The organism is Vibrio lamellibrachiae (assembly GCF_050337265.1).
Classification (GTDB): domain Bacteria; phylum Pseudomonadota; class Gammaproteobacteria; order Enterobacterales; family Vibrionaceae; genus Vibrio; species Vibrio kyushuensis.
In genome coordinates this window covers 60,450-78,477 of sequence record NZ_JAKJSU010000013.1, presented here as the reverse complement: position 1 = coordinate 78,477, position 18,028 = coordinate 60,450, and the positions used below count along the sequence as shown (strand labels likewise).

The window sequence follows — 18,028 nt, the reverse complement described above, 5'->3', positions numbered from 1 at the left end:
TTCTTGAGGGGAGTACTGCGAATTTTAAAATACTTGATCAGATACCACTGCTTATTATGGGTTTTCGTTTCGTACCATCAATGATTGAAGTGATTAAACGGTGTGATTGAATTTATGAAAAGGAATATTAATGTGGATAAGCTTTGCTAGTGTTGATTCACTTGTATCAATGACTCACATATAAAAGGGCATTTGGACGATTTACAGCCCATTGCCACTAATACATTAGCGTTTACTATTGTTGGCTGGCTACACATCTCCATCATCTCTTAGTGTTATTAAAACGAGAAAGGCCACCAAAAGTGGCAGCCTTATATTATTTAAACGCTATTCAGACGACAGGTTTAGAAGTTACCGTAGAAGTACTTGAATAGGTCAGAAGAGTAGATCGATTTAGTAGGCAGTTCATGGCCATCTTTCTTAATGTCTTCTTTAGTTGCATCCGCTAATGCATCAATGATGAAGATATGTGCACGAGCGTACTTCTCTAAAAGCTTAAAGCTAATTAGGCCCATATCGTAATCAATCGTTGAGTGGTAAGAGTAGCTCGAAATCGCCCAACCCGTCGAAATTGCATCTAAGTCATTAAACTTAGTAAACGGTGGGTGGAAGTGAGTCTCATCTGCAGCAGGATCTTGATAGTAAAAATCTGCTGTTGGAAGAGCGTAGGTGTTTACTGCTTGCTCGAATACATTAAGAAGTATTGGAGCTTTGTTAGTAATCATCTGCATTGCAGGGATTGCTTGGTTACTCTTACTCTGGATTGGACCTTCTTTAGTTAGTGCGATAAGACCTAACTTTTCAGGGCGAAGTACCATTAGCATCTCATCACGGACGAATTCATGGTTTTGCTCAATGAACTTATCGGTAGCACCAACACCTGGGTGTTCGTGATCGCCAACTGAAAGGACAACTAAGCCGTGGCCACGTTGCTCAAGAGGACGCTTCGCATAGTGCTTAGCAGCTGCCATTACCATTGCAGCGGTACCAGCATTGTCGTGCAAACCGTAGAAGTATGAATCCGTGTGGAATGTCATCACAACTGACTTACCTGTTGTACCAGGAATAAAGCCATAAACGTTTGATGAATTACGGTGACGGCCATCTTCCATCTTACCTTGAACACACATACGTAGCTTAACTGGCTCTTCTGCTGTTTGGCGATCGATTAGTTTACGAAGGTATAAACCATCGTCGTAACCAATAGAGATCCACGGTAGAGCTTCACCAACACTGTCACCGCCGCCCATAGCGCCAATACGTGTTGCTGTTTGCTTAGAACCAGGTAGGGTCCACCATGCAACGATACCTGCAGGAGCACCGTACGTACCAGCCGCAATGCGAGAGTATGCAGTACGACCCGTTGAGTACATTGGGCCGCCAGCTGAGAAATCGCATTGTAGTAAAACTATTTTACCATCAAGGTTGCGACCGTTTAGCTCAGCAGCAGTGCCTTGACCAACGTAAACAACTTCAGCTTCAATACCAGCTTCAGGCGTTAAACCAGAAGGGAAAGGAGTAACTGCGTATTCGAAGTTGTGTTCGGTTTCGCCTTCTTCTAAAGAGTTAGAAGCAATAACCGTTAGTTCGTTCTTAGTAGGTTCCCATTGTGCATTACGGATAGGGAAAAAGTCTTCACGCACATCTTCAACGCCGTATGAGCGTAGAGTATCAGCAACAAGAGTCTGTGCTTCTGCTTCGTATTTTGTACCTTGAATACGGCCCCAAAGAATGTTGCCATCTTCACGAGATTTCTTTGAGATATCAACAAGCTTCATAGCGAATGCTTCAATGTCATCAGCGTTGATATCACCACGAGGGTCTTCACTTGCATCAAGGTATGGTCTAGGGCTTTCATCCATAGAAAGAGTCGGAAAGTGGCCTTCATGAAGCGCTTGAACACGTTGTGACAATTCTTCTGGTTTCAAAAATGATACGTTAGCAAGAATTTTTACCATTTCTTCTGGCGTGCTCGCCATGTTTTGCTTTGCTTCTTTCTTTGTAGAGTCGGTCATAGGTTACCCTTATTTTTTGACTGTTATATGAATCACACACTCATATTATTCCTGCGTGTGAATTCATTAAAGGAAACTAATCGGACATAATGTAAGTCACATTGTGTCATTTTTTAATTCTGTTTAATCAATAACTTACGTGGTTTGTGATATGGTGCTTTGAGGGTGCTCGTGCTGCATGTTAGGCGTCAGAGAGTCATTTGAAGTATAAATAAAAAATACTATTTTGCTTTGATAAAAAATCACCTTTATAGTCGTGATGAATATCAAAGGAGCAATGATTACTTATGAATAAAATAAAAATAAATGGAATAATATGTGATATCGCATTCGATAGAATTATTATATGACCAAACTAAAACTCGAAGCTCCCGTATATCAAGTCGGTGATTATCTATACTCAATGACTTCTGGCGTTATTTCAAAAAATGACTCTATATGCCAGCTGCGCTCTAAAGAGTCAGCTTTACTTAATGTTTTAATTGAGACCTTTCCTGAAGTAACGTCAAGAGAAAAAATCGTTGAGAAGCTGTATCAAAATACCTACGCAACGGATGCGACAATCAATCAGCTCGTCAAACGATTAAGAAAATCACTGGAAGATAATAATCGCTCTCTTATTCGTACTATTTCTAAACAAGGGTACTTACTATCATCGCCACCCGATCAGGTAGAGATTGAAAAGAAAACTGATGTGAATTCAAATGCCAACCCTCACCTTATGGCACAACATTATAGTGGTGAGCACAATTTTGAAGGCCTTTCTAAAAGTGATGAAATCCAGCTTAAGCGTTTTGAAAATCCAGCCGCGGTAAAACAACTGTTAGAAACGACAAAAACTAAGCAGCGATTTTGGGGAGCGGCGGTCACTAGCGGTTGTGTTATTGCCTTTATCGTTGGTTATGGCATATCGATGTTAATTGGCCATGAAGGCTATCAATTAAAAGAGGTGACAACCTACGAAGCGGAGCAGATGACAGCAAGTGAATTACAGTCACCTGTGTTTTCTCGAGATGCGGGTACAAATAACATGACCATATATATTGAAGACAATAATGAAATTGTTCTCTGTGAAAGCCAAGATGGGGCAACAAAATGCTAATGAAGTTTAAGTATATTATTGTTGTTGCTCTTTGGCTGATTTTCGCTGCTATGGGTATGTTTGTACAAAAAATAACGTATACGCCAACAAAGCCTCATTTGGGTATTTGGACTGGTAGCACCGTTGTGCAATATCCAGAGCGCGAAATCGAAATTGACATGCAACTCATCGTTGATAACGCGAGTAACGAGAGTGCGAGACTCATTTCTAGTCTAAGTTCAATTGACGACGGTAGTGACGTGTTAAAGGGTAACATTACTGTCGACGTTATGATTATTGAGAGAAATGACGAAGAGCTGATATTTTCACTGTTAAATCCTAGTTATTCCGATAAAGCGCAATTAGAAGATTATATTGGGCGAGATCTACCAGCACAGGGGACATTAATTAGTGGAACGGCTTGGTCGATTAGCAATGATGAAATGTTTTTGTACTTGAAGTTGGGTTTTGGAGAGAAGCTTCGAGTTGTACTTAAACGTGAACGGTAAAAAGCCAGCGATTAAAGGCGTCGTAATGTCGCCATAAATTGAAGTGATAGGAAAGCACTGCAGTCGTTTGATGCGGTGCTTTTTTATATCTACGGCTTGTAATCGACTAATATAAAAATAAGCTATGCATGAGAAATAAAGTGACTAGTCTTGTGTGATGTACGATAAGCAAAACGAGAAGATAGAAGATAGAAGATAGAAGATAGAAAGTACTCGTATAATTAATCACCCTGTAGTCGTTACATGTGAATAAAACCCAAAAAAATCCCAACCGTAATGAGGCTGGGATTTTAATTATCTTACTTGCATGTGACTTTTACATGCTGTCTAAGCGGTCTATTACGCTTTGTAAGTAACTTCACCTTGCATGTAAGTCGCCTGAACTTTAACAGTATCAAGGTCGTTAGCTTCAATGCTTAGCGGGTTCTTATCAACAATAATCATGTCAGCAACTTTACCAACTTCTAGAGAGCCGTGATCAGCTTCCATTTTAAACTGCTCAGCAGCCCAAATTGTGTAGCCTTTTAGAGCTTGCTCTACTGAAATAGCTTCTTCAGCGTTTAGAACGTCACCAGAGTATGTTTCACGAGTGACGGCTGCTTTAATTGACTGCCAAGGTTTGGTTGGAGTAACAGGCGCATCGTTGTGTAGAGTCGGGCGCAGACCTTTCTCGATAGCTGTTTTTACTTTAAATGTGTGGTGAAGATCATCTGCTTTGAAATAATCGTGAATGATTTGACCGCCAGTCCAGTATAGGTGTCCCATGATGAAGCTTGGGCGGGTATTTAGCTCAACCATACGTTCGAATTGGCTAGGAGTTGTTAGCGACAGGTGGTGCGCGCATGAGATGAAGTTTGAAACATCAATACCATTTTCTTTTGCAGAGTTACGTGCGTGTTCTACTGCATCAAGTGCTGCTTCAAGTGCTAATTCACCATTTGCGTGGAATATGAAGTCTACGCCTAGTTGGGTAGCCGCTTGAGCTGTTTGGTTGAACATATCTTGTGTTCCCCAAAGAGGACGAGGCATGTTCTTGAATTCTTCGTTTTGGTATTCAATTGCCGTTGATGCATTGCCGCCCTGAACTGAACCGTCAGTAAATGCTTTTAGGAAGCCAATGCGGAACTTGTCCGTTTTGTATTCATCTTTTTGGCTGATGACTTGAGGGAATTCAGGGAAGTTGTTAACAATACCGCCAACGATACGAACTTTAAACTGCTCGTCTTTTGACGCTTCAACCATCGTCGCTAAGTTCTTTGGTGCCATGATCATAAGATCAGAAGCTGTTGTGATACCTTCTTCTGCGTACTTCGCAGATACAGCTACAACGTCTTCAGCTAACGGGGCAGGGAATGTTCCTTTGTAAGCTTGCATAACAGCGGCTTGACCTAAAATCATACCTGTAAACTCGCCGTCAGCGTCTTTTACATATTGAGAGTTTTGTGGAGCTTCGCTCTCTTTAGTAATGCCTAGCTCTTCAAATGCTTTACTGTTTAACCAGCCGCCGTGACCTTGCATTGTGATAAACATTGGTAGGTCAGGGTGTGCTGCATCGATTTCAGCAAGTGTAGGGATAGCCTGTTTTTTCACATCCCAACCGATACCCATCAACCAGCCGTCTTTGTTTGGTGTCATAGCATGGAAAGCAGCCATCATCTCTTCTTGAACCTGATACTTGAAGAAGCTTAGGTCGGTCATTTGTTCCATGTTTGCACAAAGTAGAATGTGAGAGTGATTCTCAATGAAACTCGGCATCAAAGTTTGACCTTCTAGGTCAACCATTGTGGCATTTGGATACTGTGCGACTAGTGCGTCTTTATTGCCTGTTTCGGTGATTTTACCATTTTCAACTAATAGTGCTTCAACCGTTGGTTGATCGTCGTTCATTGTAATGATTGAGCCGCCAAAAAATAGGGATTGATTAGCCATTGTAGAAGTCTCCACTTGATGAATAGGTGATGAGCTTTGCTCATTATTTGATGCGAATAGTTTCTTGAAAAATTTAATAGGCATTGTCGATATCGCTTATGCTGGTCACTAAATTTATTGGTTGTGAACTGATCCGTTGAGAATCTATAGTTCTTCAGCCGTCTGTGTATTGGATTTCAAAGTACGATTGGATACTAACGATATGAAATGAGTTGGGAAACCAAACTAATGAGACAAAATCTAAGTCATATTTTATCATTATTAACTTTCGTAATTACAATGACTTAGCGTATTTTCTTGTGAGGGTACTTATGGTTGTCTTTCGTTGTTTATTGAATGTTTTTAATCGTATTTACGCGTAAAAGAAGCCTATTGATGAATTTTTATGGCTCTGTACCAACATAAATCGAAGGCTTCTGATGAGTGTTAAGCCTTTATACTGAGGCTAACGGTTAGGCATTTTTGATAGGGAGTCACGCAGTGGAGGCGTGCTTTCGATTGCTGATGGATCTCACTCAACCTAGTGAATTAACAGACATCAATGATGTTTAAGTGGATGTGGTGCACTTTAGATTGATGCGTTGTTCGATGATGCAATCAAAGGCTAGGAGAATCGTTTGATAGAAAAAATCCCTACCACATTGTGATAGGGATTAACTTGAACTGCATAGCCTTTAAAGCTTTGGGCTGTGGTTACCGCATCACTACGCTTTGTTCTGCATCAGAGATTTACGCGGAAGACCACGACAAATCACTAGGCCAGACGCTACGATAAGCATAAGAGCAAACATTGTTTTGATTGCTGAGCTATGACGAGCTTCTGAGTTAATGGCAAGGATGATATTTGCTTCTTCTTTGCTTTCAGTTACTTCAGCAAGTAAAAGTTCAAAATCAGTCGTGCTTGTAAACGGTAGAGCAGGGATAGCAAGTACTGCTTCTTTTGTTTCAGCCGATAGCGCAGCGTGGTTTGTTACGTTGTCTTTGATTTCACCTGTAAGTGAGAACATAAGAACCGAACCTAATACTGCTACACCAAATGCTTGACCTACGTTACGCGAAGTTGCTTGGATACCACCAGATTGCTCAGCATCACGCTGCTCTAGAGCGCTTGTTACTGTGATAGACGCTTGAGTCATAAGAAGACCAACACCAAAACCAAAGATAGCTAGGCCAGCATGTTGTAGCGGGTTAACACCTGATTCAGTAAAGCCAAATGTAGCGATAACCAGACCAACGAATGAGATAGCGAAGCCTAGTAGACAAACTGAACGAACAGTCATGTTAGCCATTTTAGCCGGAGCAACAACGGTACCAATAATCATACCAACAGCGAACATAGTCATAAGAAGACCTGCGGCCATTGCAGAAGCACCACCAACAACTTGAACATAAGCGATGTTAATGAACAGAGAACCGAACATTAGGAATACGATAGCACACAGGTAAAGACCGATAAGTACTTGCTTGTTCTTAACAAACGTCGATGGAATAAGTGCTGTACCGTGTTTCGCTTCGAAGCTCTTTTCCCACTTCATTAGAATGAACAGTGTGATTGCGCCGAATGCAACTAGCGGAAGTGCAGGTGAAATACCCATGATGCTAGTGTCTGAAATTGGTGCAATTAGGCCCCACTCAGAAATCTTAAGTAGACCAACGATTGTTGCTAGTAGACCAGTAGAAGAAAGGATTACGCCGACTAGGTCGAATTTACCTTCGAACTTCGTTTTAGGCATTGCATCTAGCTTGAATGTCGCTAGGAACACAATGATGAAGTAAGCGGTAACACCCATAAATGAAGGAGTAAAACCAAATGCGTCAAGTGCCGCCCCCATTGCTAGAGGAACAACAGCTGTTGCAAGACCTACGGCACCAGCGATACCAGCAAACGCGATTGCTTGGTCTTTACCTTGGTATAGGCCTGCAACGTGCGCAAGGATTGAAGGTACTAAGAATACCGCACCAAGACCAGCTGCTACACGACCACCAAAAATTAGCACGTCCATATTAGGAGCAAATGCTGCAATCAAAGCAGAAGCAGCAAGTAGAAGTGCACCTAATCGAAGTTGACGGCCCCAGCCTATGAATAGACCTGTAAGGCCACCAACAACCATACCCGCACCAGCAATCAGCGGGTACATAGCGTTAGCAAATTGGATTTCTGGCATGGTAGCGCCAAGTTGTGAGATTAGTGCTTCCGTAGCAACAGCGAAACCGCTGTTATCTAGCATCGTTCCTAGTTGAGCTAGAATAAGAATACCTAAGCTCAGCCATTTTGCTTTGCCGGTGATTTCTTGATTGTTGGATTCGAGAGTCGTGCTCATTGGGTGTACCTCAGAGGTTCAAATTAATTGGTGTCGTTATTGATTTTTTCGTGGGTATTATTCAGTTGAATTACCGCTGAGGCTAACGACAAAAAATGAACTTAAATGGGCTTGCTAAGTCTTTGAGTAAACTGGTTTTATATTTTTTGTGTCACTTTTTGTGTTGGAATATGTTGCTTGTTTGTAGAAGGTAAATACTTGGTTTCTGGCTGGGTTTTTTAGGCATTCTATTGTTATAGATAGGGCTGCCAATCTACCAACCCATACTTTTTCATAATCGTATCTATTGCATCTGTTTTTCGTAATTCTCCCATCTTTGTATCAAAATACTCTATTAACTTATCTACCTTTTCTGCTTGTTCCGGATCGGGACTGAAAGCCATATAAATAGCTTCTGCTGAGACACAGCCTGCTGATTTTATCTCTTCACCCATACCTAATTGTGCAATCGTGTACATGGTTGAGTTATAAGTAAAGAGGAAGGTGTCGAGTCTCTCTTGTTTTACCATATTTAAATTACGTGTAATAAAATCATCATCATAAGGAAAGAAGCTAAACTGACCTTTATTGTGAGTGACGTAATCATTCAATTCGGCGATTGAGGTATCGTAAGCGATACCAATACGCAACCCTTCAAGCGACTCTAATCCATCATACTGCCAAGACGATGAACGATTGGCGAAAAAGCACATCCTCTGTACACCAATTGGATTATTAGGAAAGCGAAGACCAGGTGCTTCACTTTTAGCTGGAGAGAGAAGTGCAAGCGATTTTCCCTCGAAGACGCCTTGAATAGCTCGACTCCACGGATAAGTGGTAGAAACTATGTAATAAGGGCTATCAATGAAAACTGCATTGACAGTATCCATGACATAGCCTTGTTGATCTTGATGATCGCATAGCTGAGGGCACCAATCGATAGCGTTTATGTTAATCGCACCTTCGCGATTAATCGAATGAGTGTTTGATGAGGTTAGGCTAGAGCCATAGCAAAGAAGAGGCATCGCCAATATACAAGTCGAGAATAAAGAAGCGCTGTAATAACGGTACTTTTTTAAAGTCATTCTTTATTTCAACCTATGAGGGAGTCTGTTTAATATTGTTAACTTTAGTTGCTCATTTTCTCAATAGGCAAGCGACCCAAAGTAATTATTGGTGGTATTAAGGCCATTTTAGGGCGCATTTTGCGTCACTTTTATCCTTGATAGTTTAATATTGTAAACTTTGGTAAAGGTAACAATTCTTTACTATATCCACACTATTAGTGAGATCTTTATCAATTAATTGATTAAAATCAGCACTAAATACCTTGATTTAGCTCAATTTTAGACTTTTTATTAGTTGAAAATAGTTTACTGAAATTTGCTGAATTACTACTAATTGGGTAGTCTACCCCTCATAGAGTAAATTAATGTAAACGGATGAGTAAAATGCTAGAGCAAGTGATGTTTTCTCAACAAGATCGAGAGTCTTTGACTAACTACTTTCGCTTGGCAGATACCATAGCTGATCTGATCGGCCCTCACTGTGAAGTTGTTATTCATTCGTTTGAAAGCTTCGAAGAGTCTGTCGTTAAGATCGTTAATGGCCATCATACTGGCCGTGCAATTGGCGCTCCAATTACCGATCTAGGTTTAAAAATGTGGCGTGATTATGAAAATTCAGGCGTCGTATCACCAAAGAGTTACTTCACTAATAGCTGCGATGGCTCACTTTTAAAGTCAACGACTTGCATATTGGCGGGTTACGACAATAAAGCGATTGGCATGCTTTGTATCAATATGAATCTTTCGTTCCCGTTTCCAGAAATCATTAAAACATTAATGCCCGATGTCTCGGTGACCACCTCTATGGTCAATGAAAATTTTAGTACTAACGCTACTGATGTTATCGAGCAAGCGTTAAGCAGTGTTATTGAAGAGATTGATAATGATTCATCTGTCTCTGTTAAAGGGCGCAATAAAGCAATAGCAAAACGTCTTTTTGATAACGGTGTTTTCGAGTTAAAGGAAACAACCACACAAGTTTCAGAACGTTTGGGCATTACGCGCCAAGCGATTTACAAATATCTACGCGAATTCAAATCAGAAATTTTAATCAATTAATAATCAAAATATAGGTGTATCAATAATGAAGAAAATCATTAATACCAACGAAGCGCCAGCAGCTATCGGGCCGTATTCACAAGGTGCGACATTTGCTGACTTGGTATTTAGTTCAGGTCAACTTCCTTTAGTTCCTGAAACGATGGAGTTTGTTGAAGGTGGAATCACTGAGCAATCTCGTCAGTCATTAGAAAACTTAAAAGCGGTATTAGAAGAGGGTGGTGCTGGCATTGATACTGTCATCAAGACTACTTGCTTCTTATCAGACATGGAAAACTTCGCTGCATTTAACGCAGTGTATTCAGATGTATTTGGAACGGAAAACGCACCAGCTCGCTCTTGTGTTGAAGCTGCTCGTTTACCAAAAGACGCATTGGTTGAAGTTGAAGCCATTGCTTATCGTAAGTAATCACAGGGTTGGTTGGAGTATCTTATGAGTTTTACATTTATCGCACTTAGTGTTCTGTTCTTTGCCTTTTACGTCATACTTTCTAAATTTAAGAAACAGAAAAAAACGTTCAACTTCCGAGTTCTATCTGCACTAGTTGGTGGTCTGCTGTTTGGTGGCGCTATTCAACTGACGTTAGGCTTTGGTAATGAAGCAGTAAACGGTTTCGCTGAGTTAATCTCAGTATTTGGTAAAGGCTACATCAAACTTCTACAAATGATTGTTATCCCGCTTGTATTCGTAGCGATGATATCTTCAATCATGAACGTAGAAGGTGGTGGTGCACTGTCGCGTATCGCGCCTAAAGTGATCGGCGTTCTTATTGTAACGTGTGGTCTTTCTGCATTAATTGGTGTTGCTGCAATTTACATCTTCGGTATTGATGCAAACGCACTTGTTAGCACTGTAGGTTCAAGCGCTGCAATGGACGCTCGTGGTGCAAACCTTGCTTCTACACAAGAATCAATGGCGAACAATGGTTTAGCAAGTCTTGCTCTATCTATTATCCCAGCGAACATCTTCGACATGCTAACGGGCTCTGAAAGAACATCTACGCTTTCAACTGTTCTGTTCGGTATGTTCCTTGGTTACTGTATCCTGCAAGTAAGAACTCGTCGTCCTGAAAAAGTACAAAGCTTTGTTGATTTCATCAATGCTGCCAAAGAAGTTGTACTGTCTATGGTACGTGAAATCTTGAAGCTTACTCCATATGGTGTATTCGCTCTGATGACAACGTTCATGATGACAAACGATCTGTTTGCTCTTGCTGAAATGGGTCGCTTCCTTGTAGCAAGCTACGCTGCAATCTTTGTAATGTACGCTATCCACATCGGTATGGTTGCATTCACTGGTTTGTCTCCAATGCAGTTTGTTAAGAAGACTTGGCCTGTACTTGTGTTCGGTTTCGGTTCTCGCTCAAGCATGGCAGCTATCCCGCTAAACGTTGAAACTCAAACTCAACGCATGGGTATCGATGAAGAAACTGCGAACATGTCAGCAACGTTCGGTACAAGTATTGGCCAAAACGGTTGTGCAGGTATCTACCCAGCAATGCTAGCTATCATGTCTGCTCAAGTTATGGGTATTCCTGTAGACTTCGCATTCATCGCTCAACTGGTTGCTGTAATCGCTATCGCGTCTTTCGGTATCGCAGGTGTTGGTGGCGGTGCTACATTCGCAGCTGTTGCTGTACTGACTATCATGGGTCTAGACATCACGGTTGTTGCAATCCTAGTATCGATTGAAGCACTGATTGACATGGCTCGTACAGCGCTTAACATCTCAGGCTCTATGCTGTCGGGTGTTCTAACGGCTAAGAAGAATGGCACTATGGATGAAGAAGCATACAATGCTGAACATGCAAACCCATCTTCAGACAGCGAAGTCGTGGCTTAATCATTCGCACTATTTAATCTAGCTCCTTCGGGAGCTATTTTTGTTTACTATTTATAGGTAATAAAAGATGACAACAGTAATCGTAGGTGGCAATGCCGCTGGTATGAGTTTCGCTGCAAAATACAAACGAAATCAACCAAGTGAAGAGATCATCGTTATTGAAAAGCGTGATTACGTTTCGTTTGGTGGCTGTGGTTTGCCATATTTCACAGCGGGTATGTTTGACGATACTGAACGTTTGATTTCTCGTACTCCAGAGCAAGCTATTGCTTCAGGTTTGGATCTTCGCTTGGACTCTCAAGTTATCGGTTTAGATAAAGCCAGCAAGTCTGTTTCGATTAAAACCAGCCAAGAAGAATATCAATTGGCGTACGACAAACTGATCGTATGTACTGGTGCTCGTCCAATCGTACCTAATTTTGGTGAGTACAATTCTGAGCATGTTTATACACTAACAAGTATGGAAGATGGACTTGCCGTTAAAGAAGCATTCAAAAACAAAGAACTGAATAACGTTTGTATTATCGGTGCGGGCTTTATCGGCCTAGAGGTTTTTGATGCAGCAGAACACCTAAATAAAAACGTAACGATCATCGAGCGCGAAGCAACGGTAATGAGCCGTCAATTTAGCCCAGAAATGATTGATACGGTTGAAGCTGATATCCGCGAAAGTGGCGCTGACCTGAAATTAGGCTGTAGCGTTCAAAGCATCTCCGATGCTAAAGACGGTGGCTACGAGATTCAAACGGATGATGGCGTTGTAAAAGCAGACGTTGTCATCATGTCACTTGGCTTCAAGCCAAATACAGAAGCGTTTGATTTGCCGAAATATGACAATGGCGCGCTATTAACGAATGAATTTGGCCAAACAGAAGATGAACATATCTTCGCAGTAGGTGATTGTGCAACGAGTTACCATATTGCTATGGACAAAATGGTTTATCTTCCACTTGCGACAACTGCCAATAAGCAAGCTCGTATGATGGCTGATCACCTTGCAGGTAAAGACACGTTCCTTGATGGCTTCTTAGGTTCGTCATGCCTGAAAGTACTGGACCTTGAGTTGGCATGTACGGGTATTTCTGAAGTGGTTGCCAAAGAACATGGCATCGCATACAAGACGTCAATCATCAAAGATAAGAACCAAACAGATTACTGCCCGGGTCAAGAAGACATTAAGATAAAAGTACTCTACCATCCTGAAACAAAAGTACTTTTGGGTGGTGAAATTATCGGTAAGAAAGGTGCAGTTGGTCGTATTAATGCGTTAGCTGTTGCGATTACCGCTAAGATGACGACTCAACAACTAGGTTACTTAGATTTCGCTTACGCGCCTCCTTTTGCTCGCACATGGGATGCACTAAACGTTGCGGGTAACGTTGCGAAATAAAAAGAAATTATCACCTTCGATATGAAATTTGAAAAGCCAGTCATTAATCATGACTGGTTTTTTTTCGTTGATAGCTTTCTCAATTACTGACGATTATCGCTTTGCAAACTACACTCATAAATACGATCTCGGTATCAGTTTAATCCATTATAAGCGTTAACGTTTAGCGTTAGGGGGCGACATGGCCAAGCAGAAAGTTCAGCATTTCTTTCATCCCGTTTCAGGCACAATCAGCTACGTAGTATCCGACATTGCAACGAATGAAGCGATCATTATAGATCCTGTGGCAGACTATAATGTAGCCACAGGAGAGGTGACTTTTGAGTCTTCTCAGATGATTCTGCATTACATCGAAAAACATCAATTACACGTCACAGCAATCCTAGAAACACATATTCATGCGGATCACCTGACAGGTTCATTCTTCTTACATGAAAAGCTCAACGCACCTATTCATGTGTCAGATGCAGTGAAAGAAGTGTACGCAACATGGAAAGACGATTTAGCACTGAGTGAGATGTACGAATTTGAAAACTATTTGTTGGATCACGAGCACCTTGGCTTCGGCGATTCAGATTTGGAAGTCATTAATACCCCAGGGCACACACCGGCTGACTTAACGTATAAAGTAGGGGATGCAGTGTTTGTTGGGGACTCTTTGTTTCATCATGGTACTGGGCGAGCTGATTTCCCCGGCGGCAGTGCCAAACAGATGTTTCATTCATTAACCAAGCTTTATGATATGGACGATGATACTAAGGTGTATCTGTGCCATAACTACCCTAAAACGGCGGATGAGTTGGTCCACATGACCACAATTGGTGAAGAGAAGCATGAGAACTGTTTTATCCAAGAAGAAACGACAGAACAAGAGTTTATTTGTCACCGAGAAGAGAGAGATGAGCAACTGGCGGAACCTAGATTAATTAACCCAGCTTTGATCTATAACTTAACCTGTCAGTTACCTCAACCACAACCAATGCAGTAGGCTTTACCCATGAACAAAAGAAAACCCGAACGCATTATACGTTCGGGTTGATCTGCTTGTTTTTTATTTTCTAATTAGCGCAATTTCGATGTCTTTACTATTAAGTTGTTAACTAATTAGGTAAGGGAATAGTTTGGATTTCTCTTCAGGTGTTAAAGCCTCAACTCGAGCAATATTAGTGTCAGGGATTGCTTCAGGATTAGGGTAATGCTTTAACGCTTTTTCCATAGACTCTTCTCTTATCAAATGAAGAGTAGGGTAAGGCGAACGATTCGTTAGGTTTTCAGTATCTTCCGGCTGTGTGCCATGGAAGTAGTAATTCGGGTGGAAGGTGGCTACTTGATAGATGCCTTCATAATCTTGCTGCTTTATAAGACCATCGACCCAATCTAAAAAGAAGTTATAGTCCATAAAATCTTGAAGCATATCAGGGATAACAACGAGTGTTGTTTCTAATTCTTTAGGATCTTTACTATCGAGTATTTGAAACTCATCTAAGATAAACTCTAGAAGTTTCTCTTCAGTTGTCGCAGGCGTTACCGCTATTTTGATCTGCTTATTTTTATTAGGTTTGTGTGCGAATGGGCACAAGTTTAACCCTACAATTACATCCACTAACCATTGCTCTGTTTGCTTCTCAGCCAATTCATATTTATTCATTAGAGATTCTTAACTAATTTTTGCAACAGGATAGCAGAAATTGAGACGAAGAATAGCCTCTATGGCCTGACGGTATTAGCCGCTGCATCTGTGACCTGAATTGCCTGAATTTTTGTGCGTTGATAAAGAGCGTAGCAAAGTGAGAACAGTAACGCGTATAAAACCATGCCTCCCATTGCAACGCTAATCCAGCCGCCGTGCTGCCAGCAATAGATCAGAAAGAAACCGCCTAAACTGCCCCCGATATAGTAGTGCATGAGATATAAAGCGGTAGCCGTGGCTTTTGCGTGTGTCGCCTTTTGGCTTACCCAAGAATAGGCGAGCGTGTGGGTGAAAAAAGCACCAAAGCTAATAAGTAAGAGCCCAATCAACATCATAGGAAGTGTATCGTTCAAAGCGACCCACATTCCAATCATACTAATGATACTACCTGTGACCATACCTGACAGTGGCTGCTTGGATTGTGTCCATCGCCCGGTTAGCTTGGAGCTGATGGTTCCAGCTAGGTAACAAAGGAAAATTAATGAGGCGAGGCCGATGGGCAGATAATGAGGCTCGCTGACTAAGCGAAACGCCATGACTGAGTACAAGTTAACAAACAGCGCGAAGTTCACACCGCCAATGAGCATAGCGAACCAAATCGTACGGTTTATAATGTGTTTGACTAAGGCTCGGTTATGGTGGAAGAACAGCCCACGTTGCGGAGTGAAGTTTTCCTGCTTAGGTAAAATAGCGCTAACAATAATCGCTCCCACAAAAGTAACGATAGCCATGATGGTAACAGCATACTGCCAACTAAATAGATCGGCTAAAGTACCGCCGAGTACCCGGCCGAAGATACCACCGAGAGAGTTAGCAGCAATGTAACCCCCTATGGCACGGCCAAATGCGGCAGGGCTGAGCTCCTCTACCATGTAAGCGACTGCCACAGATGCAAAGGCAGCAAGCGCTATTCCCATCAAGCCACGAGTAATGAGTAATAACCAATAGCTATCGCTGATTAACATCATTGCGCCGATAACTGGCATAGAAAACAGCCCGATTAACATCACTTTTCTTCGTCCAAATGACTCCGAACAAATAGCCCAAGGGACGAGAAAAATGGATAGGGCAAACGTCGAGGCAGCAAATACACCATTAATCTGTGTTTCAGAAACAGAGAAATGTTCTGCTAGTAAAGGAAGAATCGGCTGAAAAAGGTAAAGATTACAAAAAACTAAAAATGAACCTAGCGCTAGGCTCAGTGTGATTTTTCGATATTTTGCACTACCAAATTCGACCATGGGGATTCCTGCTTGTTGATACATCTGGGTGTTAGATATTAGTTGGTGAGTATGTGATCAAATTAGCAGTGAAATTTCGATTAATAAAATATATTAATAATATATAGTCAATATAAATAATATATCACCATGGATTCAAGACAGCTGAAACATTTCGCTATGGTTGCTCAGTACGGACACTTTACGATGGCAGCCAAAGCACTGAATATCGCTCAACCTGCTTTAAGTATTTCCATTAAGAAGTTTGAGCAGCAATTGGGTGTCATGCTATTTAAGCGGCAAGACAGAAAAGTGGAGCTTACCCATGAAGGGCGAGTGCTTCTAGAGCATGCGAAGCGTATTTTGCAGCAACTCGATGATGCAAAGCTCGCCATGGATGAATTGATAGGACTTGAAAAAGGAGAGGTACGCCTAGGGGCACCTAGCATGATGGGATCTTACTTCTTTCCAGAAATATTGATGGCGTTTAAATCCCTTTACCCAAACCTAAAGCTCACGTTAGTGGATGCGGGAACTCAATCCATTCGGGAGATGTTATTAAATGGAGAACTCGATATAGGCGTCGTTGTGAATAAGGATATTCCGGTAGATTTAGAAGTCGATCACCTGATGACTGGAGAGATGGTGGCAGTTGTATCTGAACAACACACGTTAGCTAACCACGAATCAATATCATACCCTGAGTTTTTTGAACATGAATTGGTGATGTTTAAGCCCGGTTACTTCCATCGCGATTTCATCGATAAGGTGTCACGAGAAGGAGACTATGACCTTAAGTTCTCCTTTGAAACGAACTTGATTCCTATGATACTCAATATAGTAAAACGAGAGTTTGCTATCTCGGCCTTGTTAAATTTAGTGACAAACCACGAGCCTGGAGTGGTAGGCATTCCATTTGAAGAACCAGTAAAAATGGATCTCGTTTTAGCATGGAGAAAGGAGGGATACCAATCGAAAGCCGATAAAACGTTTATCGACTTTGTTAAGCAGTATGTCTAGGGGAAATTGAAGCTCGATTTAGGAGTTGTACATCTTATCGAAGTTCTTTTGATTCCAGCCAACCATAACTTGATCGCCGATTTTAAGAACCGGTATTGAACGAGCACCCATAGCTTGTAGTTCTTTACGACCACGCTGCATTTTTGCATTGGTGAGTCGGTATTTTATTCCCTTAGAGTCGAGATAGCGTTGGGCGTCTTTGCAGTGAGGACACTTATCGGCAACATAAAGGACTATACGTTTCATAACGGATTCTCAATAGATTAAACAGTACATGGGGAGCTTTTATGCGCAGGAGTTTATCGGAAAACACTCATCGAGAAAAGTAGACGGACAAAATCAATGATTCGAAGGGCTAAATCCGATAAACTTAGCGGCCATTAATCATCATCGTTACCCTATCTATGCACTCTTCACTCCGTTATGTTCAGGGCTATCCAGAGCATATAGTTTCTCAAATAGAACAGTTGGTTTCTTCTAATAAACTGGTAGCTTGGTTTGAATCACGCTATCCAGAAAACCATGTTATCAAAAGTGAAAAAGCGCTGTTTGAATATACGATGGCAATTAAAAACCGCTACATGAAAAAAACGGCACCACTAAGTAAGGTGGTCTACGATAGCAAGATCCATATTATTAATAATGCGCTCGGCCTTCATACTTATGTCAGTAAAGTTCATGGAGGCAAGATTAAGTCGAAGAATGAAATTCGCATCGCGAGCATATTTAGAACCGCGCCTGAACCATTACTTCGCATGCTCGTTGTCCATGAACTCGCTCATATTAAAGAAAAGAGTCACGATAAAGCCTTCTACCAACTTTGCTGCCATATGGAAGCCGATTACCATCAATTGGAACTAGATGCTCGAATGTTTATGATCTATCAAGAACTAAAAGATAAGTGA

The 18,028-nt window shown here is 41.4% G+C and carries 16 protein-coding genes; 9 read left to right on the top strand and 7 right to left on the bottom strand.

The genetic code is table 11. The features are described 5' to 3' along the window. Positions 1–344: 344 nt before the first annotated feature. A complete protein-coding gene (locus L4C54_RS20245) occupies positions 345–2,015 on the bottom strand; it encodes a zinc-binding metallopeptidase family protein (RefSeq protein ID WP_428809577.1) in 1,671 nt (556 codons plus the stop codon). A 346-nt stretch (positions 2,016–2,361) separates the two neighbouring features. On the opposite strand from L4C54_RS20245, the gene L4C54_RS20240 reads away from it, so the two are divergent. Both L4C54_RS20240 and L4C54_RS20235 read left to right on the top strand, forming a co-directional pair. Next, positions 2,362–3,117: a winged helix-turn-helix domain-containing protein gene (locus tag L4C54_RS20240; protein ID WP_428809576.1), complete on the top strand. Its 756-nt coding sequence runs from the start codon at positions 2,362–2,364 to the stop codon at positions 3,115–3,117. After that, entirely contained in the window at positions 3,111–3,605 is a 495-nt protein-coding gene (locus tag L4C54_RS20235; RefSeq protein WP_428803366.1) for a hypothetical protein, read from the top strand. The genes L4C54_RS20240 and L4C54_RS20235 overlap by 7 nt, the downstream gene beginning before the upstream one ends. A 339-nt stretch (positions 3,606–3,944) precedes the next feature. Here the strand turns inward: L4C54_RS20235 and L4C54_RS20230 are convergent, their stop codons facing one another. From L4C54_RS20230 to L4C54_RS20220, 3 genes are all read right to left on the bottom strand, one after another. Beyond that, positions 3,945–5,534 (bottom strand): amidohydrolase, encoded by a 1,590-nt coding sequence (locus tag L4C54_RS20230; protein WP_428809575.1) that lies wholly within the window; start codon positions 5,532–5,534, stop codon positions 3,945–3,947. A 704-nt stretch (positions 5,535–6,238) separates the two neighbouring features. Beyond that, positions 6,239–7,855 carry an MFS transporter gene (locus L4C54_RS20225; RefSeq protein WP_428809574.1) on the bottom strand — a complete coding sequence of 539 codons (1,617 nt, stop codon included), beginning with the start codon at positions 7,853–7,855 and terminating at the stop codon, positions 6,239–6,241. 233 nt (positions 7,856–8,088) lie between these two features. After that, on the bottom strand, positions 8,089–8,919 hold the full coding sequence (locus L4C54_RS20220; protein ID WP_428809573.1) for a substrate-binding periplasmic protein: 831 nt from the start codon (positions 8,917–8,919) through the stop codon (positions 8,089–8,091). Positions 8,920–9,285: 366 nt separating this feature from the next. On the opposite strand from L4C54_RS20220, the gene L4C54_RS20215 reads away from it, so the two are divergent. From L4C54_RS20215 to L4C54_RS20195, 5 genes are all read left to right on the top strand, one after another. Further along, a complete protein-coding gene (locus L4C54_RS20215; protein WP_428809606.1) occupies positions 9,286–9,960 on the top strand; it encodes a helix-turn-helix transcriptional regulator in 675 nt (224 codons plus the stop codon). Positions 9,961–9,985: 25 nt separating this feature from the next. Next, the gene (locus L4C54_RS20210; RefSeq protein ID WP_248010210.1) at positions 9,986–10,369 is read left to right on the top strand and encodes a RidA family protein; all 384 of its coding nucleotides are present in this window, start codon (positions 9,986–9,988) and stop codon (positions 10,367–10,369) included. A 24-nt stretch (positions 10,370–10,393) separates the two neighbouring features. Next, entirely contained in the window at positions 10,394–11,803 is a 1,410-nt protein-coding gene (locus tag L4C54_RS20205) for a cation:dicarboxylate symporter family transporter (RefSeq protein ID WP_428809572.1), read from the top strand. A gap of 67 nt (positions 11,804–11,870) precedes the next feature. Next, complete coding sequence (locus tag L4C54_RS20200; RefSeq protein WP_428809571.1) at positions 11,871–13,193, top strand: CoA-disulfide reductase; 1,323 nt, start codon at positions 11,871–11,873, stop codon at positions 13,191–13,193. Positions 13,194–13,374: 181 nt separating this feature from the next. Then, the gene (locus tag L4C54_RS20195; RefSeq protein ID WP_428809570.1) at positions 13,375–14,181 is read left to right on the top strand and encodes an MBL fold metallo-hydrolase; all 807 of its coding nucleotides are present in this window, start codon (positions 13,375–13,377) and stop codon (positions 14,179–14,181) included. A 108-nt stretch (positions 14,182–14,289) separates the two neighbouring features. Here the strand turns inward: L4C54_RS20195 and L4C54_RS20190 are convergent, their stop codons facing one another. Together L4C54_RS20190 and L4C54_RS20185 are read right to left on the bottom strand one after the other, a co-directional pair. Beyond that, positions 14,290–14,841 carry a DUF1415 domain-containing protein gene (locus L4C54_RS20190; RefSeq protein ID WP_428809569.1) on the bottom strand — a complete coding sequence of 184 codons (552 nt, stop codon included), beginning with the start codon at positions 14,839–14,841 and terminating at the stop codon, positions 14,290–14,292. A gap of 59 nt (positions 14,842–14,900) precedes the next feature. Then, positions 14,901–16,124: an MFS transporter gene (locus tag L4C54_RS20185; protein ID WP_428809568.1), complete on the bottom strand. Its 1,224-nt coding sequence runs from the start codon at positions 16,122–16,124 to the stop codon at positions 14,901–14,903. A gap of 129 nt (positions 16,125–16,253) precedes the next feature. Here L4C54_RS20185 and L4C54_RS20180 point away from each other — a divergent pair, with 129 nt between their 5' ends. Beyond that, positions 16,254–17,123 carry a LysR family transcriptional regulator gene (locus tag L4C54_RS20180; RefSeq protein ID WP_428809567.1) on the top strand — a complete coding sequence of 290 codons (870 nt, stop codon included), beginning with the start codon at positions 16,254–16,256 and terminating at the stop codon, positions 17,121–17,123. A gap of 18 nt (positions 17,124–17,141) precedes the next feature. Here L4C54_RS20180 and L4C54_RS20175 read toward each other — a convergent pair whose 3' ends face one another. Continuing rightward, on the bottom strand, positions 17,142–17,369 hold the full coding sequence (locus tag L4C54_RS20175; RefSeq protein ID WP_428809566.1) for a glutaredoxin family protein: 228 nt from the start codon (positions 17,367–17,369) through the stop codon (positions 17,142–17,144). A 158-nt stretch (positions 17,370–17,527) separates the two neighbouring features. Here L4C54_RS20175 and L4C54_RS20170 point away from each other — a divergent pair, with 158 nt between their 5' ends. Further along, complete coding sequence (locus L4C54_RS20170; protein WP_428803379.1) at positions 17,528–18,028, top strand: YgjP-like metallopeptidase domain-containing protein; 501 nt, start codon at positions 17,528–17,530, stop codon at positions 18,026–18,028.